Source organism: Variovorax sp. BGA-UO-ETr-C22 (assembly GCF_059567965.1).
The window spans coordinates 3106845-3127633 of the sequence record NZ_JCAQPA010000011.1; the positions used below are offsets into that span (position 1 = coordinate 3106845).

A 20789-nucleotide genomic window follows, 5' to 3' on the forward strand; every position below is an offset into this window, starting at 1 on the left:
AGAACGGATCAGGCGGCAGTTCGCACGGGAAGCCGCAGCCGCACGATCTGCGCGAAGTAGCGCGCGCCCGTGGTCAGCACCGCGTCGTTGAAGTCGTAGCGCCCGTTGTGCAGCGGCGTGCCGCCGGGCTCGCCCTCGGCGCCGTTGCCCAGGAAGACGAAAGCGCCCGGCACGGCGCGCAGGAAGGCGCCGAAGTCTTCCGAGATCATCATCGGCGCGACATTCGCATCGACCTTCCCGGCGCCCACCACGGCCGTCGCGGCGGCCACCGCGGTCGGCACGCATTCGGCCCAGTTCACGGTGGGCGCGAACTCGTGCGTGTAGCTGAACGTGCACTCCGCGCCGTGCATGCGGCAGATGCCTTCGCTGATCTCGCGCATGCGCGTCTCGAGCATGCGCTGCACGGCCGGGTCGTAGCTGCGCGTGTCGCCCTTGATGACCACGTTCGACGGAATCGCGTTGCGGATGCCGTCGGTGATGAACTCGGTGCACGACACCACGGCCTGTGCGCCGGGGTCGAGCGTGCGCGACACGATGGTCTGCAGCGCCAGCACGATCTGCGCGCCGATCACGATCGGGTCGATGCCCATGTGCGGCCGTGCGGCGTGCGCGCCCCGGCCGTGGATGTGGATGACGAAGTTGTCCTCGCTCGCCATCAGGCCGCCCACGCGCGTGGCGAAGGTGCCGGCGGGCAGGCCGGGCATGTTGTGCAGGCCGTAGATCTCGTCGACCGGAAAGCGTTCGAACAGGCCGTCGTCCATCATGGCGCGGGCGCCACGGCCGTGTTCTTCGGCGGGCTGGAAGATGAAGCGCACGGTGCCGTCGAAATCGCGCCGCTCGCGCAGCAGCTGCGCGGCGCCGAGCACCATCGCCATGTGGCCGTCGTGGCCGCAGGCGTGCATGCGCCCGGGCGTGCCGGAGGCGTAGGGCCGCTCGGTCGCGAGTTCGGTGATGGCCAGCGCGTCCATCTCGGCGCGCAGGCCGATCACGCCGGTACCGCTGCCGACCGTGAGGCTGGCGACCAGCCCGGTGCCGCCGATGCCCGTGTGCACCTCGAGCCCCAGCGCCCGCAGCGCGTTGGCAATGAAGGCCGAGGTCTTCGCCTCCTCGAAGCCGGTCTCGGGCATCGCATGCAGCTGGTGCCGCCAGCCGGCCAGCTGGTCGCGCAGGGGTTCGTCAGGAAACTTCATGGCGAGATGCTATTGACAACGCAGCGGGACAGGTGCGCAAAATGAGCCGCTGCCACGCAACGTTTTTGCGTGAAGCTTGGCCTTTCTCATGACACCCCTCGACGCCCTCGACCTGCACCTGCTCGAACTGATCCAGGCCGACAGCCGCCTCTCGCAGGGCGAGCTGGGCGAGCGCATCCACCTGTCGACGGCGGCGGTGAACCGCCGGCTCAAGCGCCTGCGCGACGAGGGCGTGATCCAGCGCCACGGCGCCGTGCTGTCGCCCGCCGCGCTCGGGCACCCGCTCACCATCGTGGTCGAGGTCGAGGCCGAGAGCGAGCAGATCGAACGGCTCGACGCGATGAAGCAAAGCTTTCGCGACTGCCCGCAGGTGCAGCAGTGCTACTACGTGACGGGCGAGTGGGACTTCATTCTCGTGTGCGTGGTGCGCGACATGGCGCAGTACACGGCGCTCACCCGCCAGCTGTTTTTCCAGAGCAACAACGTCAAGCGCTTTCGCACGCTGGTGACGATGGACCCGGTGAAGGTGAGCCTGGATGTGCCGGTGTCGGCGGGGAGCTGAGGGCGCGGGCTCAGGCGGCGCGCGGCGTCACGAGCCCAGGCCGAACAGCGCCAGCAGGCCCAGAACGAACCAGCCGGCCTTCTTGGCGCTGTCGGCGCTTTCCTTCGAGATCGGCCACAGCCTGGCGCGGCGCCAGGCCCGGAAGTTGTTCGCCACCGCCAGGCCCACGCCAAGCAAGAGCAGCGGCGCCATGTCCCATGCGGCCGCTGCGATGCCCGACAGCACGATGATCAGCAGGCCCGCCACCCCGATCCCGCTTGAGGTGCTGGCCAGCACATGCGAGAGCTTGCCGCAAAGTCCGCACGCCGCGGGCGTTTCGCGGCTGGACCAGCGCTTGGCAACGGCGGCGATGCCCGGCTGGCGGCAATGGGGACAGGCGTAGGTCATGCGGCTCCCGCGAACGACGTGGAAGCCGACGATAGCCTATGGGCTCAGCGCGCCGACAACATCGACCGCAGCATCAACAGCACCGCGCCGACGATCGGCGCCAGCGCCAGCAGCCGGCCGGGTTCGAAGGCCAACCCTGCGACAGCGCCGACAAGGCAGCCAGCCTTGACCCACATCGGCACCGCGCCCCAGCCACGCCCATGGGTCACGGCGAGCGCGAGCAGCGCGACCCAGCCGATCGCGCCGCCAAGAACAGACAGCGTCCAGCTCAGCAGGTAGAACGCCGAGTCGGCGTCGCGGAACGCGAGGGCCGTGCCCAGGCCGCGCCAGGTGTGCCACCAGCCGTCGAACAGCAGGAAGCCGGTGGCCGAGGCGGCCCACCAGAAGAAGGCGTAGAGGCTGGCAACGCCGGCAAGGGCCGCCAGCCCGCCCAGCAGGCGGCGGGTGATGTCGTCGAAGGGCGCGGGGTCGCGCCAGGTGGCCGTTTGTCCGTGGTCCATGCTCGGAGCTCCATTGGTTCGCAATGGGTCCGACGGTAGGCAGCGAATGTGCGGGCTGGATGAAGCCTGTGTGAAGCGCGGTATCAGGCTGTCGGCGCGTCGGGCGCAATGCCCAGTTCCGCGCACACGCGCCCCAGCAGCGCCTTCAGCGACGCCACCTCGGCTTCGAGCCGCGCCACGTTGGCCTTGAGCGCCGCGACTTCGCCGAGCGAATCGCCGTGCGTGGCGAAGGCGCCGTCGCCCGAGGCGCCCGGCCCCGCCACCTCTTCCGCGGGCGGCCCGCTCAGCAGGTGCGCCCAGCGGCTTTCGCGCGCGCCCGGCAGGCGCGCCAGCTTCACCACCAGCGCACCGGCCGGCCGTTCGGCGAGTTCGTTGAGGAAGCCCTCGACCGACGAGATGTCGGCGAAGTTATGCATGCGGTCGCAGGCGATGCGCAGCTCGCCGGCCGTTTGCGGGCCGCGCAGCATCAGCACGGTGAGCAGGATCACCGACTGCGACGGAATGCGCAGCACGCGGTCGGTGTTGTGCTCGTAACGGAAGGCGCGCCCGCCGCTGGTCTCAGCCACGAGGCTGTAGCCCTTCAGGCTGTCGATGGCGGCCTGCACCTGCGACTCGCTGAGTTCGAGCACCGGGTTGCGGCTCGTCTTCTGGTTGCAGCCCGACACCAGCGAATTGAGCGTGAGCGGGTAGCTGTCGGGCACGGTGCGCTGCTTTTCGGCCAGCACGCCGAGGACGCGGGTTTCGAGGAGGGACAGGACGGGCAGCGGTGTGGTGGACATGGCTCGGGAAGAAGAGACAGAAGTTAGAAAGCAGCCGGGCCTCAGGGCGCCACCACGGCCAGCATCGGCCCGAGGTCGCGCACGAAGTCGTTGCGCTGCAGTGTCTTCGAATAGATCGCCGACACGGTGCCGTCGAGGTACAGCGCGTCGCGGCAATGCAGCACGTCGCGCAAGTACAGCGCGAAGTCGTAGAAGTTCACCGGCGTCTCGGCAAGGACGAAGATCGCGGTGGTGCCCGACACGCACACGCCGTTGCGCGTCTTGCGCGAATCCGAATTCGGAATGAGCGCCGGGTGCACCGCGCCGTGGCGCAGCAGCAGCGGGCCCGACTGGGTCGCCAGCTGCACGCCGCCTTTCGCGGCGATCGCCGGGTACTCCGACGCCTCGACGATGCGGGGCCCCTCGGCCGTCACCAGGAACACGCCATTGGGCTTGCGAAAGAAATTGCCGACGCCGTCGGCCAGGTTCAAAGGCGCTTCTTCACGGCTTTCGCGCACCAGCAGCCCGACGGGTGCGAAGTCGGCGTGGTACATGCCGGCGTTCACCGCGAACAGCAATTGCTTGTGGCGCGCCTTCAGCCAGGCCTCGAGCCGGTCGAAGCGCTTGAAGGCGGCGCCGGTGTCGTCGTTCAGGAACAGCGAGAGCTTGTCGGTGCGCAGGTCGACCTTGACGACGGTGTAGCGCGGCGGCGCGTCCACGGCGCCGGCGGCGGACCACGCCAGGCCGGCGAGCAGGAAGACCAGCGCAGGCAGCAGCAGTTTCTTCATGCGACGACCTGCGCTGCTTTTTTTCTCAGCCGCCGTGGATGCGTGCGACCAGCGCCTTCGTGAAGGCCGCCGTGCCGGCGCTGCCGCCGAGGTCGCCGGTGCGCACGTTGTCCAGGTTGAGCGTCTGGTCGATGGCGGTGCGCAGGCGCGTGGCCAGCTCGGGCCGCTTGACGTGATCGAGCATGAGCGCGGCCGCCAGCATCAGCGCGATCGGGTTGGCGATGCCCTTGCCGGCGATGTCGGGCGCCGAGCCGTGCACGGCCTCGAAGATCGCGGCGTTGGTGCCGATGTTGGCGCCGGGCGCCATGCCCAGGCCGCCGACCAGGCCGGCCACGAGGTCCGAGAGGATGTCGCCGAACAGGTTGGTGGTCACCAGCATGTCGAACTGCCAGGGGTTGAGCACCAGCTTCATCGCGCAGGCGTCGATGATCACGGTGTCGAGCTCGAACTGGCCCTTGTACTTCTCTTCGTACAGGTCCAGGCCGGTCTCCAGGAAGATGCCGGTGAGCGCCTTCATGATGTTGGCCTTGTGCACCAGCGTGACCTTCTTGCGGCCGGTGGCCACGGCGGTGTCGAACGCGTATTCGAGGATGCGGCGGCTGCCCTTGCGGGTGTTGACGCCGGTGGCCATGGCCACGGCGTGCGGGTCGCCGTCGATGGGCACGTAGTGCTCGTGGCCGATGTACAGGCCCTCGAGGTTCTCGCGCACCACGGTCAGGTCGATGTTGTCGTAGCGACCGCCCGGGATGATGGTGCGCGCGGGGCGCAGGTTGGCGTACAGCTGGAACTCCTCGCGCAGGCGCACGTTCGACGAGCGGTAGCCCCCGCCCGAGGGGGTTTCCAGCGGGCCCTTGAGCGCCAGGCGGGTGCTGCGGATGCTGTCCAGCGTGGCCTTGGGCAGCGGGTCGCCCGAGGCCTTGACGCCGCCCAGGCCGGCGATCTGGGTGTCCCACACGAAAGGCGCCTTCAGCGCGTCGAGCGCCGCCAGGGTCGCGTCGACGATCTCGGGGCCGATGCCGTCGCCGGGGATGAGGGTTGCGGGAATCGAGGTGGTCATCGGCGGCGGCTCACTTTCAGTAAAGAGGCTGCGAGCATACGTCGCACGGGCGACACCCCCGTGGGCTCAGGGGTCACTCCGGGTACCCCGCCGGCGGGGTGAGCAGCCCCATGGCGGCGGCTGCGGGACGCGCCGCCTAAAATGCCCGGTTTCCGGACGCGGCCCTGGCCGCCTCCACGGGCCCCGCGCCCCTTCCGTTCGTCACTCCCGAAAGCGCCCTCCCCGATGTCCGCCCCGCGCAAGCTCTTCGTCACCACCGCCCTGCCGTATGCCAACGGCAAGTTCCACATCGGCCACATGATGGAATACATCCAGGCCGACATCTGGGTGCGGAACCAGCGAATGAATGGCGCCGACGTCAACTTCGTGTGCGCCGACGACGCGCACGGCGCGGCCATCACCATCGCGGCCGACAAGGCCGGCGTGACGCCGCAGGCCTTCGTGGCCGAGATCGCCGCGGGCCGCAAGCCCTACCTCGATGGCTACCACATCGCCTTCGACAACTGGCACTCGACCGACGCGCCCGAGAACCACCAGCTGGCGCAGGACATCTACCGCGACCTGCGCGCCAACGGCCTCATCGAGACCAAGAGCGTCGAGCAGTTCTACGACCCGGCCAAGGGCATGTTCCTGGCCGACCGCTTCATCAAGGGCGAGTGCCCCAACTGCCATTCGAAGGACCAGTACGGCGACAACTGCGAGGTGTGCGGCGCCGTGTACGCGCCCACCGAGCTGATCAACCCCTACTCGGCGCTGTCGGGCGCCAAGCCCGAGCTGCGCAGCTCGGAGCACTTCTTCTTCAAGCTGTCGGACCCGCGCTGCGAGGCCTACCTGAAGGAATGGACCGCCGCCCCCGGCCACGTGCAGCCCGAGGTGCAGAACAAGATCCGCGAGTGGCTCTACAAGGACGACGAAGGCAAGGGCGGCCTGGGCGACTGGGACATCAGCCGCGACGCGCCCTACTTCGGCATCGAGATCCCCGATGCGCCGGGCAAGTACTTCTACGTGTGGCTCGACGCGCCCGTGGGCTACCTCGCGTCGCTGAAGAACCTGCTGGACAAGCGCTGCATCGAGCTGGGCGGCGACGGCATCTCGTACACCGAGTACATGGCCGACCCCGAGCTGGAGCAGGTGCACTTCATCGGCAAGGACATCATCACCTTCCACACGCTGTTCTGGCCCGCGATGCTGCATTTCAGCGGCCGCAAGGCACCCAACGCCGTGTACGTGCACGGCCACCTGACGGTGAGCGGCGAGAAGATGAGCAAGAGCCGCGGCACCGGCATCGACCCGCTCAAGTACCTGTCGATCGGACTCGACCCCGAATGGCTGCGCTACTACATCGCCGCCAAGCTCAACGGCCGCAACGAGGACATCGACTTCAATCCCGACGACTTCGTGGCGCGCGTCAACAGCGACCTCGTGGGCAAGTACATCAACATCGCCAGCCGCGCGGCCGGCTTCATCGGCAAGCGCTTCGGCGGCCAGCTGGGTGCGGTGTCGGCCGACGGCGAAACGCTGCTGTCCACGCTGCGCGCCGCCGCCACGCAGGTGCAGTCGCTGTACGACGGCCGCGACTACGCCCGCGCGCTGCGCGAGGTGATGGCACTGGCCGACAAGGTGAACGAGTACGTCGACCAGAACAAGCCCTGGGAACTGGCCAAGAAGGAAGGCGCCGAGGCGCGCCTGCACGACGTGTGCACGGTGTGCATCGAGGCCTTCCGCCTGCTCACGCTGTACCTGAAGCCCGTGCTGCCGGCGCTGGCCATGAACGTCGAGGCCTTCCTGAAGATCGCCCCGCTGACCTGGGCCGACGCGGCGCAGGCCCTGCCGGCCGGCCACGCCATCGGCGACTACAAGCACCTGATGCAGCGCGCCGACCCCAAGCAGGTCGACAAGCTGTTCGACGTGCCCGAAGCCGCGGCTGCCGCACCCGTCGCCACCGAAGCGCAGGAGCTGCCCGGCGGCGAAGCCATCGCGCCGACCATCACCATCGACGACTTCGCGAAGATCGACCTGCGCATCGCGAAGATCGTGGCCTGCGAGAAGGTCGAGGGCTCGACCAAGCTGCTGCGCCTGACGCTCGACGCGGGCGAAGGCAAGACGCGCAACGTGTTCAGCGGCATCGCCTCGGCCTACCAGCCCGAGCAGCTCGTGGGCAAGCTCACCGTGCTGGTCGCCAACCTCGCACCGCGCAAGATGAAGTTCGGCGTCAGCGAAGGCATGGTGCTGGCCGCGAGCCACGGCGACGAAAAGGCCCACCCGGGCATCCACGTGCTCGAGCCCTGGGCGGGCGCGACACCGGGCATGCGCGTGCGCTGACCCGACGACGCAAAGAAGAACTAGCCGAACTTGTTGTTCAACACGAGGTCGGCAAACACCTTGCCGCCCACCGAGATGTGGTCGCGCATCGCCTCCGCGGCGTTGTCCGCGTGGCCTTTCAGAATCCACTCGACCACCCGTTCATGCTCCCGCTGTGAAGCGGCGAGCCGGCCGGGCTTCTCGAACATCCGCCCGCGGTAGGCCGAGATGCGCAGCCGCACGGTCTGCGCCTGCTCCACGATGAAAGGGTTGCCGCTGGCGCGGTAGATCACGTCGTGCAGCGCGGCGTTGGCCTGCTGGTAGGCCTCGGCATCGTCCGCCTGCGCCTGCGCGGCGGTGCCGGCCAGGGCACGCAGCAGCTCCTCGCGCAGCGCCGGGCCGATGCGCAGCGCGGCCAGCCGCGCCAGCACGCCTTCGAGCTCGCCGAGCGCTTCCATCATCGCCACCAGTTCGTTCGCCCGCAGCTGGCGCACGTATATGCCGGTGCGCGGAACGATGTCGACCAGCCCGCGCGCACTCAGCAGCAGCAGCGCCTCGCGCACCGGCGTGCGCGAAGTGTTGAAGCTCAGGGCCAGGGCCTTTTCGTCGATGGCCATGCCGGGCGACAGCACGCCGCCCAGGATGTCTTGTTCGAGCCGGGCGCGAATGCGGTCCTGCAGGCTGTGGGTGTCGAGGGTTTTCGCGGGTTGCATGGCGATCTGGATATTAGCTAACCTTACAGATATATCAATTCATCTGTTTGGTACATCAATGTCTCCCACCCTTGCGATCGACGGCCACGTGGCCTATCTGACGCTGCACCGTCCCCAGGCCGCCAACAAGCTCACGCCGGACGATCTTCCTGTGCTGATCCAGCATGTGGACACAGTGAACCGCACGCCCGAGGTGCTGGTGCTGGTCCTGCGCGCCGAGGGCAAGTACTTCTGCAGCGGGTTTGATATATCAGAGGTGGCCACCCAGAGCCAGACCGAGGGCCGCAGCTTCGGCGAGATGGTCGATGTGTTCGAAAACTGCCGCGCCGTCACCATCGCGGCGGTGCACGGCGGCGTCTACGGCGGCGCGACCGACCTCGTGCTGGCCTGCGATTTCCGCGTGGGCGCCCGCGCCGCCGAGATGTTCATGCCGGCCGCCCGGCTCGGCCTGCACTACTACCAGAGCGGCATGGAGCGCTACGTGTCGCGGCTGGGGCTGGACACGGCCAAGCGCCTCTTTCTCACCGCCGAGAAGCTCGACGGCGCCGCCATGCGCGACTGCGGCTTTCTCACGCAGCTGGTCGACGACGCCGCCGCGCTCGACACCGAGGTGCAGCGCCTGCGCACCGTGCTCGCCGGCATGGCGCCGCTGGCGCTGCTGGGCATGAAGAAGCACCTGAACCAGATCGCGCGCGGCACCGCCGACGCCACCGAGATCTCGCGCGAGGTGCAGCGCACCGTCGCCTCCGAAGACCTCGCCGAGGGCGGCCGGGCCTGGCGCGAGAAGCGCACGCCGGTGTTCCAGGGCCGCTGAGCGCGCCCGCCCTTCCCTACACAAGACCCAGGAGACAAACCCATGAAGCAAGAACTGCGAGCCCTCTCGTTCGCCGCCGCCGCGCTGCTGGCCTCGGCCGGCGCACTGGCCGACACCTATCCCTCGCGCCCGATCACGTTGCTGGTGGGCTTCCCCGCCGGCGGCGGCGCCGACACCGTGGCGCGCATCGTCGGCGACAAGCTGGGCAAGCTGCTCGGCCAGCCGATCGTCATCGACAACAAGCCGGGCGCCGGCACCACCATCGCATCGGACCAGGTCGCGCGCGCCGCGCCCGACGGCTACACGCTGCTGCTGGGCAGCGCCAACCTCTACGGCAGCGACAAGCTGCTCTACAAGAGCGTGAAGTACGACGGCGCGAAAAGCTTCGTGCCGATCTCGCGCTGGAGCTCCGCGCCGATGCTGCTCGCGGTGAACAAGGACGTGAGCGCCAAGACCGTGCAGGCGCTGATCGCCGAGGCGCGGCAGAACCCCGGCAAGCTGGCGTACTCGTCGTCGGGCGCGGGCGTGGTGACGCACCTGGCAGGCCTGTCGTTCGAGAAGGCGGCCGGCGTGCAGATGCTGCACGTGCCGTACAAGGGCGGCGCGCCGTCGATCCAGGCCGTGGCTGCGGGCGACGTGCAGCTCACCTTCGGCACGCCGCCCTCGGTGCTGCCGATGGCGCAGGGCCAGAAGCTGCGCGTGCTGGCCGTCACCTCGGGCCAGCGCTCGCCGCTCTTTCCCGACGTGCCCAGCGTGGCCGAGGCCGGCGTGAAGGGCTACGACTACACCTTCTGGTTCGGCCTCTTCGGCCCGGCCGGCCTGCCGCCGGAGGTGGCGCAGAAGCTGTTCGACGCCAGCGTGGCGGCGCTGAACGATCCCGAGGTCAAGGCGCGGATGGAGAAGTCGGGCAACGAGTCGGCGCCCTCGAAGTCACTGGCCGAATTCCGTGCCTGGGCCTTGGCCGAAGGCGCGAAGTCGAAGGAACTCACCGAGCGCTCGGGCGCGAGCGTCGAATGACCGCGCACGCACCCAAGGCAGGCCCGCTGCAGGGCTTCACCGTCATCGACCTCACGCGCGTGCTCGCGGGCCCGTACTGCACGCTGCTGCTCGCCGACCTGGGCGCGCGCGTCATCAAGGTGGAACAACCCGGCCTGGGCGACGACGCGCGGCAGATCGGCCCCTTCGTCGAGGGCGACTCGGCCTACTTCATGTCGGTCAACCGCAACAAGGAGTCGATCGCGCTCGACCTGAAGGCGCCGGCCGACCGCGCGGTCTTCGAGCAGCTGCTGGCCACGGCCGACGTGCTGGTCGAGAACTTCCGGCCCGGCACGATGGAAAAGCTGGGCTACGACTGGCCGACGCTGCATGCGCGCTTTCCGAAACTCGTGTTCACCTCGGTCTCGGGCTTCGGCCAGACCGGGCCTTACAGCAAGCGCCCCGCCTACGACATGGTGGTGCAGGCGATGGGCGGCATCATGAGCCTCACCGGCCACCCGGGCGCGCCGCCGACGCGCGTGGGCGTGTCGATCGGCGACCTGGGCGCCGGGCTGTACGCGGCCGTCGGCACGCAGGCCGCGCTGCTGCAGCGCGGGCGCACCGGGCTGGGGGACCGGGTCGACGTGGCCATGCTCGACTGCCAGGTCGCGCTGCTCGAGAACGCGATCTCGCGCATGGAGGCCGAGGGCCGCGCGCCGGGGCCGATCGGCTCGCGGCACCCGTCGATCACGCCCTTCGACGTGTTCCGCGCGGCCGACGGCTGGTTCGTGATCGCGGCGGGCAACGACGCGCTGTTCCAGCGCCTGTGCACTGCGCTCGAGCTGCCCGCGCTCGCCGGGGACGCGCGCTTTGCCACCAACCCGGCGCGCTGCCAGCACCACGAGGCGCTCAAGCAACTGCTCGAAGAGCGCCTGTCGACCGCGCCCTGCGCGCACTGGCAGGCGCTGCTGATGCAGCACAACATCCCCACCGGCGACTACAACGACGTGGCGGCGGTGGTGAACGACCCGCAGGTGCAGGCGCGCGAGATGCTGGTGCAGGTGCGCACGCAGGGCGGCCAGCCGCTCACGGTGGCGGGCAACCCGGTGCACGTCGGCGGGCTGCGCACGCAAGTGCGACGGCAGCCGCCGCGGCTGGACCAGGACCGCGAGGCGATCCTGGCGTCGCTCGCCCGATCCAGCGCTGCGGGTGCAGAATCCGCCCATGCAACGCAGTGACCGCCCCCGCCCCTTCGTCCTTTCCGCGCTCGGCCTCGCGAGTGCGCTGCTGCTGAGCGGCTGCGCGGTGGTCAGCGTCGCGAGCACCGCCGTGAGCGTGGGCGCCGGCGCGGTCGGCCTCGCGGCCGATGCCGCCATCGGCACCGCGCGCATCACCGGCAAGGTGGTGGGCGCGGCGGCCGACGCGGTGATTCCCGACAGCAAGGACTGACGGCCGCTCAGCGCGGCAGGCCCAGCGCCGCGAGGTGCGCGGGCGTGTGCTGCGCTTTTTCCTTGCGCACGAAGGCCGAGCGCAGCGCCGCGTGCGGCTCGGCCGGATCGAAGAAATTGCGCCGCATGTGCGCCAGTTCCTCGTCGCGGTAGGCCTGCAGCGGCTTGGCTGCTTCATCGCGGGCACGCGCCGCCTGCTTGTCCGCCAGGCGCGCGGCCAGGTCCGGCGATGCCGCCAGTTGCGCGGCCAGCCGGCCGACCTCGTCACCCAGTTCTTCCGGCGCGGCCTGCAGCACGCGCTGCGCCAGGCCCAGCGCCACCGCGCGCTTGGCGCTCACGGGCAGCGCCGACTGCGTGAGCCGCGCGGCCTCGTCGGCGCCCACGCGGCGCGGCAGGCTGTAGGTCCAGTACTCGGAGCCGTGCAGGCCCATGAGTTTGTAGTGCGGGTTGAGCACCACGCCGTCGCGGCACCACACCTCGTCGGCCGCGAGCGCGAGCATCACGCCGCCCGCCGCGGCATTGCCGCCAAGCGCGGCCACGGTGAGTCGGTCGGTGGTCGTGAGCACAGCCTCGACCAGGTCGTTCATGGCGTGGATGTTGGCCCACGACTCCTCGGCCGGATCGGCCGCCGCCTCGATCACGTTCAGGTGGATGCCGTTGGAGAAGAAGTCGCGCAGCCCGCCGAGCACCAGCACCGAGGTCGGCCGGGTGCAGGCGAAGCGGTAGGCAGCCAGCAGACGCCGGCATTGCGCGGTGCTCATGGCCCCGCCCGCGAACGAGAAGTTCAGCACGCCGACCGGCCCGTGCTCGCGGTAGCGGATGTCGCTCCAGGTGCGGCGACTGGCCGGCAGTTCGAGCGGCGCGGGCATCTCGGGCAGGCCGGCAGGCAGCCGCGCGCCCAGCGCCTCGACAGCCGGCAGCTTGTAGCTCGGCAGGCCGGAACCCGGCTCGCGCCAGGGCCGCAGCTGGGTGAGCCAGACCGCGCCGTCGACGGTGGCGCGGCAGACGGCGCCGGCGCGGGTGGCGATCAGTTCGCCGGGCGTGCCGCGCAACTCGTCCTCGGCATGGCCACCGTGCAGGAACCACGCCGTGCCCAGCAGCTCGTCGAGCACGCCGGGCTGCGAATCGGCCGCGCGCAGCTGCCGCAGCACCGATTCGGTGGTCTGCGTGGCCCAGTCGATGCGGCGCTCGGCCTGCTTCATGAACGGCCGCCAGCCGGCGGCGAGGTCGGCCGCCTTCTGCCGCTTCGGCTTGTACGTGCCCGAGGCGAAGCGCTCGACGGCCAGCAGCACGGCGTCGACGGCGGCATCGGCCACCTCGCCGCGGTACAGGTCGCTCTTGCCGGCCTGCGGCGGCACCTTCAGCGGCGACCAGGCCCAGACATCGCCCGCGTCCATCTCGGCCACGGCCTCGAGCACGGTGACGCCCCAGCTGTCGACGCCGCCCTGCAACGTCCGGTCGAGCGAGGACGGGCCCCGGTCGCCGGGCGGGCCCGGGTGCACGATCAGGCAGGTGTGGGCGCGCCAGACGTCCTCGGGAATCGCCGTGGTCAGCATCGGCGCAACGACCAGTGCCGGCGCGTGCTGGCGCACGGCTTCACGCAGCGCCTCGTCGTCACCGAGCGCCAGCACGAGGCCCGCGGTGTGGCCCCGGTCCTGGAGCTCGGCCAGCACGCGCTGCGTGAGGCTGTTGAACGCGCTCGCGACGAGCAGGATGTGCATGGGCGACCTCATTGACGTTTGTTTCAAAACGTCAAAAATGTATCTGCCAGCCTCGCCGCCGATAAGCTGACTGAAAGTACTCACCGCCGGGACATCGCGGGGCCGCCGCGACGGCCGGGCCACAATGACCGCACATGTCGTCGCCGCTGCACCTCACCCGCTTTCGCCCCCGCCTGCTGGACACGATGGCCGGCTACGACCGGGGGCGGTTCCTGGGAGACCTCGGCGCGGGCGCCACGGTGGGCATCGTGGCGCTGCCGCTGGCCATGGCCTTTGCCATCGCCTCGGGGCTCAAGCCCGAGGCGGGCATCTGGACGGCGATCATCGCGGGCTTCCTGATCTCGCTGCTGGGCGGCTCGGCCGTGCAGATCGGCGGCCCGGCGGGCGCGTTCATCGTGATCGTCTACGGCATCGTCGAGCGCTACGGCGTGGCCAACCTGCTGATCGCCACCGCCTGCGCGGGCGTGCTGCTGTTCATGGCGGGGCTGTTCGGGCTCGGGCGGCTGGTGCGCTTCGTGCCGCTGTCGATCGTGGTGGGCTTCACCAACGGCATCGCGGTGCTGATCCTGCTGTCGCAGCTGAAAGACCTGCTGGGCCTCACGGTGGAGCGCATGCCAGCCGACGTGTTCTCGCAGCTGCACGCGATGGCGCTGCGGCTGGACACCTTCAACCCGCATGCCTTCGCGCTCGGGCTGGCCTGCGTGCTCGGGCTGCTGGCGTGGTCGCGGCTGTTTCGCGGCGACTCGGCGCTGGCGCGGGCGGTGCAGCGCGTGGGCGGGCGCTGGGTGCAGACGCGCCCGGTGCAGATGGTCGGGCGCATCCCCGGGCCGATCGTCGCGCTGGTGTCGCTCACGCTGGTGTCGTGGGGCTTCGCGCTGCCGGTGGAGACCATCGGCACGCGCTTCGGCGGCATTCCCGAGGGCGTGCCGGCCTTCGCGCTGCCCGATTTCTCGTGGGAGACCGTCAAGCAGCTGGTGACGCCGACGCTGACCATCGCGCTGCTCGGCGCCATCGAGTCGCTGCTGTGCGCGCGCGTGGCCGACCAGGTCAGCGGCCAGCCGCGCCACGACCCCAACCAGGAGCTGATGGCACAGGGCATCGCCAACCTGGTCACGCCCTTCTTCGGCGGCATGCCGGCCACGGGCACCATCGCGCGCACCGTGACCAACATCCGCTCCGGCGGCAGCTCACCGATTGCGGGCATCGTGCATGCGGTCACGCTGCTGGTCGTGGTGCTGCTGGCGGCGCCGCTGGCGCGCCATGTGCCGCTCGCGGTGCTGGCGGGCATCCTGGTGTTCGTCGGGCTGAACATGGGCGAATGGCGCGAGTTCACGCCCGGCCAGCTGCGCCACTTCAGCCGCCACTACCGCCTGCTGATGCTCGGCACCTTCTTCCTCACGGTGGTGTTCGACCTCACGGTGGCGGTGCAGGTGGGCATCGTGCTGGCGTGCGCGCTCTTCATCCGGCGCATGAGCGGGCTGTTCAGCGTCGAGCTGGTGACGCTGCAGCCGCCGGTGCTCACCTACCGGCTGTACGGCGCGATGTTCTTCGGCGCAGCGGCCAAGCTCGACGAAGCAGTGAACGCCGCGGAGCGCGCGCCGCGCGGCATGACGCTGGTGCTGGACGCCACGCACCTGATCTACATCGATGCCACCGGCGTCGATGCGCTGCGGCAGTTGCACCGGGCAGTGCTGGCGCGCGACGGATTGCTGCGCATCGAGTCGCTGCAGCCGCAGCCGCTGGAGGTGCTGGAGCGTTCGGGCTTTGCCGAGGAATTGACGACAGGCCAGCCCGGCGCGTCGCACGGCGCGTAGCTGTCAGGGCGCCTCGGTGCCCCGGTCGGGCGACGACCCGCTGCGCACCACGCGCTGGTCGTCGTTCAGCGTGGCGGTGAAGACCATCGACGAATTCGGTGGCTGCACCCAGCGCCATTCCCATTCGGTCTCGCGCTTGAGCGCATAGGGCGTGACCTTGGCCGGCTTGCCCAGCAGCTTGCGCAGGTCTTCCATCATCATGCCGGGCTGCACCTTGGCGAAGTTCTCGGGCGTGAGCACCTGGCGCAGCGCGCTCATCTTGCCGTCGGCGCCGATGGTGATCATGTAGTTCTTCTGGCCCTGCGGCTGGCGGTTGAACTCCAGCACGCGGCCGTTGGGCACGTCCCAGACGTTCTCGGGTTCGCCGAAACGCGCACGCACGTCGGCCTCGGTCGAGACGCCTTCTTCGAGTTCGCTGATGCGCTGCGGATCGCAGCCCGCGAGCCCGATCAGCGCCGCCAGCAGTCCTGCCACGAGGCCGATCCGGCCCTTCTGAAATCGTTGCATGCCGTCCCCGGTAAAATTCGAGCGATAAAGGTCCAGTCTATGTCCATCTTCCGCCGCCCCCACTACACCTCCGAGATCACGAACTTCATCGAGGAGATGAAGCAAAAGAAGCCGACGCTCGAGGCCGAACAGCGCGCCGGCCGCGCCCTGCTGTGGGACAAGCACCTCGACCGCAGCCTGCTCGAGGAGTACAGCGAAGCGCGCGTGCCGATGCAGCCGTACGTCTACCAGACCCAACCCAAGTGAATGGTGCCCACCCGGCATCCCGCCGCCCAGCCTGCGCGCACAGCTATTAAGTTGATAGCAACCTCCTCATGAGCGCAGACGAGGACAACGGCACGATCGTGGCCAGCATGCCCGAGGTCGTCGACCAGGTCGCCCTGGCCCGGCTCTATGGCGAGCCGCTGTTCGCGATGCCGAAGGACCTGTACATCCCGCCCGAGGCGCTGCAGGTCTTCCTGGAGGCCTTCGAGGGCCCGCTGGACCTGTTGCTGTACCTGATCCGCAAGCAGAACTTCAACATCCTCGACATCCCGATGGCGGGCCTGACGCGGCAGTACCTGAGCTACGTCGACGAGATCCGCCAGACCAACCTCGAGCTCGCGGCCGAATACCTGCTGATGGCCGCGATGCTGATCGAGATCAAGTCGCGCATGCTGTTGCCGCCCAAGAAGGTGGCCGACGGCGAAGAGGCCGAAGACCCGCGCGCCGAGCTGGTTCGCCGGCTCATGGAGTACGAGCAGACCAAGCTGCAGGCCGCCGCCATCAGCGCGCTGCCGACCTACGGGCGCGACTTCTGGAAGGCCCAGGTCTACATCGAGCAGTCGATCAAGCCGCGCTTTCCCGACGTCGACGTGGTCGAGCTGCGCGACGCCTGGGCCGACATCATGAAGCGCGCCAAGCTCGTGCAGCACCACAAGATCTCGCGCGAGGAACTCAACGTGCGCGAGCACATGAGCATCGTGCTGCGCCACCTGCAGGGCCAGCGCTTCGTCGAGTTCGAGAAGCTCTTCGACGTCTCGCGCGGCGTGCCGGTGCTGATCGTCACCTTCATCGCGATGCTCGAGCTCGCGAAGGAGACGCTGATCGACATCACGCAGGCCGAGGCCTTCGCCCCCATCTACGTCCGACTGGCCTACTCGCCGGCCTGACCCAACCGGTTCCCACGCCTGTGACTTCCGCCGTTCGCGACTTCGACGTCCTCATCGTCGGCAGCGGCCTTGCCGGCCTCTCCGCCGCGCTGCACCTGGCCCCCACGCACCGCGTGGCCGTGCTCACCAAGCGCGCGCTGAACGACGGCTCCAGCGCCTGGGCCCAGGGCGGCATCGCGGCCGTGCTGGCGGCGGGCGACAGCTTCGACGCCCACGTGGAAGACACGCTGGTGGCCGGCGCCGGCCTGTGCGACCCCGAGGCCACGCGCTTCGTGGTCGAGGGCGCGCCGCAGGCCATCGGCTGGTTGCGCGAACTGGGCGTGCCCTTCTCGGAAGAAGGCGGCGACCTGCACCTGACGCGCGAAGGCGGCCACAGCCAGCGCCGCATCGTGCACGTGACCGACGCCACCGGCGCGGCCGTGCAGCAGGTGCTCATCGAGCGCGTGCGCCGCACGCCGAACATCACGCTGTTCGAGCACCACACCTTGGTCGACCTGGTCACCGGCACCAAGCTCGGGTTGACCGATCCGTCGTGCCAGGGCCTGTACGCGCTGGACGACGAGACCGACGAGGTGCTGGCCTTCCGCGCGCCGCACACCATCCTGGCGACGGGCGGCGCGGGCAAGGTGTACCTGTACACCACCAACCCCGACACCGCCACCGGCGACGGCATTGCCGCCGCCTGGCGCGCGGGCTGCCGGGTGTCGAACCTGGAGTTCATCCAGTTCCACCCGACCTGCCTGTACCACCCGCACGCCAAGTCGTTCCTGATCAGCGAGGCGGTGCGCGGCGAAGGCGGCCTGCTCAAGTTGCCCGACGGCACGCGCTTCATGCCCAGGCACGACGAACGCGCCGAACTCGCGCCGCGCGACGTGGTGGCCCGCGCCATCGACTTCGAGATGAAGAAGCACGGCCTGGACTGCGTGTACCTCGACATCTCGCACCAGCCGCCCGCGTTCCTGAAAGAACACTTCCCCAACATCCTGGCGCGCTGCCTGGAGCTGGGCATCGACATCACGCGCGAGCCGATTCCCGTCGTACCCGCCGCGCACTACACCTGCGGCGGCGTGCTCAGCGACCTGGCTGGTCGCACCGACATCCCGGGCCTGTACGCCATCGGCGAAACCGCCTGCACCGGCCTGCACGGCGCCAACCGGCTGGCCAGCAACTCGCTGGTCGAATGCATGGTGTTCGCACGCGCCGCGGCCGACGCCATTGCGCAGGCCCCGTCGCGCGAACGCGCCGCGCTGCCCGCTTGGGACGAAAGCCGCGTCACCGACGCCGACGAAGCCGTGGTCATCTCGCACAACTGGGACGAGCTGCGCCGCTTCATGTGGGACTACGTCGGCATCGTGCGCACCAACAAGCGCCTGGAGCGTGCGAGCCACCGCATCGCGCTGCTGCAGGCCGAGATCCAGGAGTTCTACGCGAACTTCCACGTCACGCGCGACCTGCTCGAACTGCGCAACCTGGTGCAGGTGGCCGAGCTGATCGTGCGTTCCGCGCAGGCCCGCCACGAGAGCCGTGGCCTGCATTTCAGTCGCGATTACCCTTCGCTGGCCGAGCCCACCGCACCCACCGTGCTGGTGCCGCCGGTCGACTGAGCCCACCCTTCGTCACCTTTCGATCACCCTCAGGATGCCCGGCCACCGACGCCCGCAGGGAGAAAGCCAACCATGTCGAACACCCCTACCCCACCCACCCCACCGTCCGAAGCCCCGCCCGCCTCGCCCTACGGCACGCTGCCGCCCGCCTCGCCCCTGGCGCAGCGCAAGCCCGTGAGCCTGCCGCGGCTGGCCGACATGCATGCGCGCGGCGAGAAGATCGCCATGCTCACCGCCTACGACGCCACCTTCGCGGCCATGGCCGACGCGGCCGGCATTGACTGCCTGCTGGTCGGCGACTCGCTGGGCATGGTCTGCCAGGGCCTGAACAGCACCGTGGGCGTGAGCCTGGAAGCCATGCGCTATCACACCGACAGCGTCTCGCGCGGCCTGCGCCGCGTGCAGGGCACGATCTGGCTCATCGCCGACCTGCCCTTCGGCAGCTACCAGGAGTCGCGCGAGCAGGCCCTGGCCAGCGCCACCGTGCTGATGCAGGCCGGCGCGCACATGGTCAAGCTCGAAGGCGGTGGCTGGACCACCGAAACGGTGCGCTTCCTGGTCGAGCGCGGCATTCCCGTGTGCGCCCACCTGGGCCTGACGCCGCAGACCGTGCATGCGCTCGGCGGCTACCGCGTGCAGGGCAAGGGCGACACCGCCGGCGCGCTGCTCAAGCAGCAGGCCCACGCGCTGCAGGACGCGGGCGCCGCCATGCTGGTGCTCGAGATGGTGCCGGCCGCGCTGGCCGCCGAACTCACCACGGAGCTGAAACACTGCGCCACCATCGGCATCGGCGCCGGCAAGGCCACCGCGGGCCAGGTGCTCGTGCTGCACGACATGCTGGGCATCAACCTCGGGAAGATGCCGAAGTTCGTGCGCAACTTCATGGCCGATGCGCCGGGCGTGCTGCCCGCGCTGCAGGCCTACGTGCAGGCCGTGAAGAACGGCAGCTTCCCCGACGACCGGCTCCACGCCTGGTAAGCACAGAAGGACACCGACCATGTACATCGCCAAGACCATCGACGAACTGCGCCAGCACCTGTCTTCCAGCCAGCGCCCCGCCTTCGTGCCCACCATGGGCAACCTGCACGAGGGCCACCTCGCGCTCGTGCGCCAGGCCAAGCCGCTGGGCGACGCCACCGTGGCGAGCATCTTCGTGAACCGCCTGCAGTTCCTGCCGCACGAAGACTTCGACACCTATCCGCGCACCTGGGACAGCGACTGCGAGAAGCTGCGCGCCGCCGGCTGCGACGTGCTGTTCGCGCCCGACGAGAAGGCGCTCTACCCCGAGCCCCAGACCTGCAAGGTGCACCCCGACCCGGCGCTGGCCGACCTGCTCGAAGGGCATTTCCGCCCCGGCTTCTTCATCGGCGTGTGCACGGTGGTGATGAAGCTGTTCCAGTGCGTGCAGCCGCGCGTGGCCGTGTTCGGCAAGAAGGACTACCAGCAGCTCATGATGATCCGCCACATGGTGCGGCAGTTCGCGCTGCCGATCGAGATCGTCGGCGGCGAGACCTTCCGCGCCGACGACGGCCTGGCGCTCTCCTCGCGCAACGGCTACCTGAGCGCCACCGAACGCGCCGAGGCCGTGCAGCTGTCGAAGGCGCTGCGAGACATGGCAGAAGCCGTGCGCGCCGGCGAGCGCGACGTGGCCGCCCTCGAGGCGCGCGCCATGCAGTCGCTCGCGCAGCGCGGCTGGCAGCCCGACTACGTGGTGCTGCGCCGCCGCGCCGACCTGCAGGCGCCGCAACCCGGCGATGCGCTCGTGGCCCTGGCCGCCGCGCGGCTGGGCAGCACGCGGCTCATCGACAACCTCGAAATCGACACGCCGCTCGCCGCATGACCTACAGCGTCAAGGAAATCTTCTACACGCTGCAGGGCGAAGGCGGCCAGGCCGGCATGCCGGCCGTGTTCTGCCGCTTCGCCGGCTGCAACCTCTGGACCGGCCGCGAGGAAGACCGCGACACGGCCGTCTGCCGTTTCTGCGACACCGACTTCGTCGGCACCGACGGCACGCTGGGCGGCAAGTTCAAGAACGCCGACCAGCTCGCCGACACCATCGCCGCGCAATGGCCCGCCGGCGACACCGCGCACCGGCTGGTGGTGCTCACGGGCGGCGAGCCGCTGCTGCAGGTCGATGCGGCGCTGGTCGACGCGCTGCACGCGCGGCACTTTCGCATCGCGGTCGAGAGCAACGGCACGGTCGCCGCACCCGCGGGCATCGACTGGCTGTGCATCAGCCCCAAGGCCGGCGCGCCGTGGGTGCAGCAGCGCGGCCAGGAGCTGAAGCTGGTGTGGCCGCAGGCAAGCATCGACCTCGATGCGATGGCGCGCACGGGCGAATTCACGCACCGCTTCCTGCAGCCGATGGACGGGCCCGACCGGCTCGCCAACACCGAGCTGTGCATCGCCGAATGCATGAAGCAGCCGGTGTGGCGCCTGAGCGTACAGACGCACAAGATCACGGGCATCCGCTGACGCGCGGCCCCTTTCAGTTTCGAG

22 protein-coding genes are annotated in these 20789 nt (G+C 69.6%); 13 read left to right on the top strand and 9 right to left on the bottom strand.

From position 1 onward, the window contains the following. Positions 1-8 precede the first annotated feature (8 nt). Positions 9-1190, bottom strand: a complete 1182-nt coding sequence (locus AC57B8_RS34805; RefSeq protein ID WP_496482143.1) for a M20 aminoacylase family protein — start codon at positions 1188-1190, stop codon at positions 9-11. Between the two features lie 88 nt (positions 1191-1278). On the opposite strand from AC57B8_RS34805, the gene AC57B8_RS34810 reads away from it, so the two are divergent. Further along, the gene (locus AC57B8_RS34810) at positions 1279-1752 is read left to right on the top strand and encodes an Lrp/AsnC family transcriptional regulator (RefSeq protein WP_496482144.1); all 474 of its coding nucleotides are present in this window, start codon (positions 1279-1281) and stop codon (positions 1750-1752) included. 27 nt (positions 1753-1779) lie between these two features. Here AC57B8_RS34810 and AC57B8_RS34815 read toward each other — a convergent pair whose 3' ends face one another. The 5 genes from AC57B8_RS34815 to AC57B8_RS34835 all read right to left on the bottom strand — a co-directional run bounded on the left by AC57B8_RS34815 (position 1780) and on the right by AC57B8_RS34835 (position 5242). After that, the gene (locus AC57B8_RS34815) at positions 1780-2139 is read right to left on the bottom strand and encodes a hypothetical protein (RefSeq protein WP_496482145.1); all 360 of its coding nucleotides are present in this window, start codon (positions 2137-2139) and stop codon (positions 1780-1782) included. Between the two features lie 44 nt (positions 2140-2183). Beyond that, positions 2184-2639, bottom strand: coding sequence for a hypothetical protein (locus AC57B8_RS34820; protein WP_095949332.1), 456 nt, complete (start codon positions 2637-2639; stop codon positions 2184-2186). Between the two features lie 83 nt (positions 2640-2722). After that, positions 2723-3418: a YceH family protein gene (locus AC57B8_RS34825; protein WP_496482146.1), complete on the bottom strand. Its 696-nt coding sequence runs from the start codon at positions 3416-3418 to the stop codon at positions 2723-2725. Positions 3419-3459: 41 nt separating this feature from the next. Next, positions 3460-4185 (bottom strand): phosphodiester glycosidase family protein, encoded by a 726-nt coding sequence (locus AC57B8_RS34830; protein WP_496482147.1) that lies wholly within the window; start codon positions 4183-4185, stop codon positions 3460-3462. Between the two features lie 25 nt (positions 4186-4210). Further along, positions 4211-5242 (bottom strand): isocitrate/isopropylmalate family dehydrogenase, encoded by a 1032-nt coding sequence (locus AC57B8_RS34835; RefSeq protein ID WP_492734186.1) that lies wholly within the window; start codon positions 5240-5242, stop codon positions 4211-4213. A gap of 225 nt (positions 5243-5467) precedes the next feature. Between AC57B8_RS34835 and metG the strand changes: the two genes are divergently transcribed. Next, positions 5468-7564, top strand: a complete 2097-nt coding sequence (gene metG / locus AC57B8_RS34840; RefSeq protein WP_496482148.1) for a methionine--tRNA ligase — start codon at positions 5468-5470, stop codon at positions 7562-7564. Positions 7565-7584: 20 nt separating this feature from the next. Here metG and AC57B8_RS34845 read toward each other — a convergent pair whose 3' ends face one another. Beyond that, positions 7585-8256, bottom strand: coding sequence for a GntR family transcriptional regulator (locus AC57B8_RS34845; RefSeq protein WP_062478945.1), 672 nt, complete (start codon positions 8254-8256; stop codon positions 7585-7587). A gap of 58 nt (positions 8257-8314) precedes the next feature. Here AC57B8_RS34845 and AC57B8_RS34850 point away from each other — a divergent pair, with 58 nt between their 5' ends. From AC57B8_RS34850 to AC57B8_RS34865, 4 genes are read left to right on the top strand one after another with little or no spacing between them, the layout of a single operon-like run. After that, entirely contained in the window at positions 8315-9070 is a 756-nt protein-coding gene (locus tag AC57B8_RS34850) for an enoyl-CoA hydratase/isomerase family protein (RefSeq protein ID WP_496482149.1), read from the top strand. A gap of 42 nt (positions 9071-9112) precedes the next feature. After that, a complete protein-coding gene (locus tag AC57B8_RS34855; protein WP_062478940.1) occupies positions 9113-10087 on the top strand; it encodes a Bug family tripartite tricarboxylate transporter substrate binding protein in 975 nt (324 codons plus the stop codon). Then, positions 10084-11283 carry a CaiB/BaiF CoA transferase family protein gene (locus AC57B8_RS34860; RefSeq protein WP_496482150.1) on the top strand — a complete coding sequence of 400 codons (1200 nt, stop codon included), beginning with the start codon at positions 10084-10086 and terminating at the stop codon, positions 11281-11283. The genes AC57B8_RS34855 and AC57B8_RS34860 overlap by 4 nt, the downstream gene beginning before the upstream one ends. Continuing rightward, positions 11270-11494 (top strand): hypothetical protein, encoded by a 225-nt coding sequence (locus tag AC57B8_RS34865; RefSeq protein WP_496482151.1) that lies wholly within the window; start codon positions 11270-11272, stop codon positions 11492-11494. Before AC57B8_RS34860 ends, AC57B8_RS34865 begins: the two co-directional genes overlap by 14 nt. Positions 11495-11501: 7 nt before the next feature. Here the strand turns inward: AC57B8_RS34865 and AC57B8_RS34870 are convergent, their stop codons facing one another. Next, positions 11502-13214: an enoyl-CoA hydratase-related protein gene (locus AC57B8_RS34870; protein WP_496482152.1), complete on the bottom strand. Its 1713-nt coding sequence runs from the start codon at positions 13212-13214 to the stop codon at positions 11502-11504. Positions 13215-13348: 134 nt separating this feature from the next. On the opposite strand from AC57B8_RS34870, the gene AC57B8_RS34875 reads away from it, so the two are divergent. Further along, positions 13349-15028, top strand: a complete 1680-nt coding sequence (locus AC57B8_RS34875; RefSeq protein ID WP_496482153.1) for a SulP family inorganic anion transporter — start codon at positions 13349-13351, stop codon at positions 15026-15028. A 3-nt stretch (positions 15029-15031) separates the two neighbouring features. On the opposite strand, the gene AC57B8_RS34880 is transcribed toward AC57B8_RS34875, so the two are convergent. Beyond that, positions 15032-15535 carry a hypothetical protein gene (locus AC57B8_RS34880; RefSeq protein WP_062477116.1) on the bottom strand — a complete coding sequence of 168 codons (504 nt, stop codon included), beginning with the start codon at positions 15533-15535 and terminating at the stop codon, positions 15032-15034. Positions 15536-15574: 39 nt separating this feature from the next. Between AC57B8_RS34880 and AC57B8_RS34885 the strand changes: the two genes are divergently transcribed. From AC57B8_RS34885 to queE, 6 genes are all read left to right on the top strand, one after another. Next, positions 15575-15781, top strand: a complete 207-nt coding sequence (locus AC57B8_RS34885) for a DUF3460 family protein (RefSeq protein WP_062477114.1) — start codon at positions 15575-15577, stop codon at positions 15779-15781. A 68-nt stretch (positions 15782-15849) separates the two neighbouring features. Then, complete coding sequence (locus AC57B8_RS34890) at positions 15850-16686, top strand: segregation and condensation protein A (protein ID WP_056578351.1); 837 nt, start codon at positions 15850-15852, stop codon at positions 16684-16686. Between the two features lie 20 nt (positions 16687-16706). Then, a complete protein-coding gene (nadB, locus tag AC57B8_RS34895; protein WP_496482154.1) occupies positions 16707-18290 on the top strand; it encodes an L-aspartate oxidase in 1584 nt (527 codons plus the stop codon). 72 nt (positions 18291-18362) lie between these two features. Beyond that, positions 18363-19268, top strand: a complete 906-nt coding sequence (gene panB, locus AC57B8_RS34900; protein ID WP_496482155.1) for a 3-methyl-2-oxobutanoate hydroxymethyltransferase — start codon at positions 18363-18365, stop codon at positions 19266-19268. A gap of 19 nt (positions 19269-19287) precedes the next feature. Further along, positions 19288-20130, top strand: a complete 843-nt coding sequence (gene panC / locus AC57B8_RS34905) for a pantoate--beta-alanine ligase (protein ID WP_070063578.1) — start codon at positions 19288-19290, stop codon at positions 20128-20130. Next, positions 20127-20765: a 7-carboxy-7-deazaguanine synthase gene (gene queE, locus AC57B8_RS34910; protein WP_496482156.1), complete on the top strand. Its 639-nt coding sequence runs from the start codon at positions 20127-20129 to the stop codon at positions 20763-20765. Before panC ends, queE begins: the two co-directional genes overlap by 4 nt. Positions 20766-20789 lie beyond the last annotated feature (24 nt).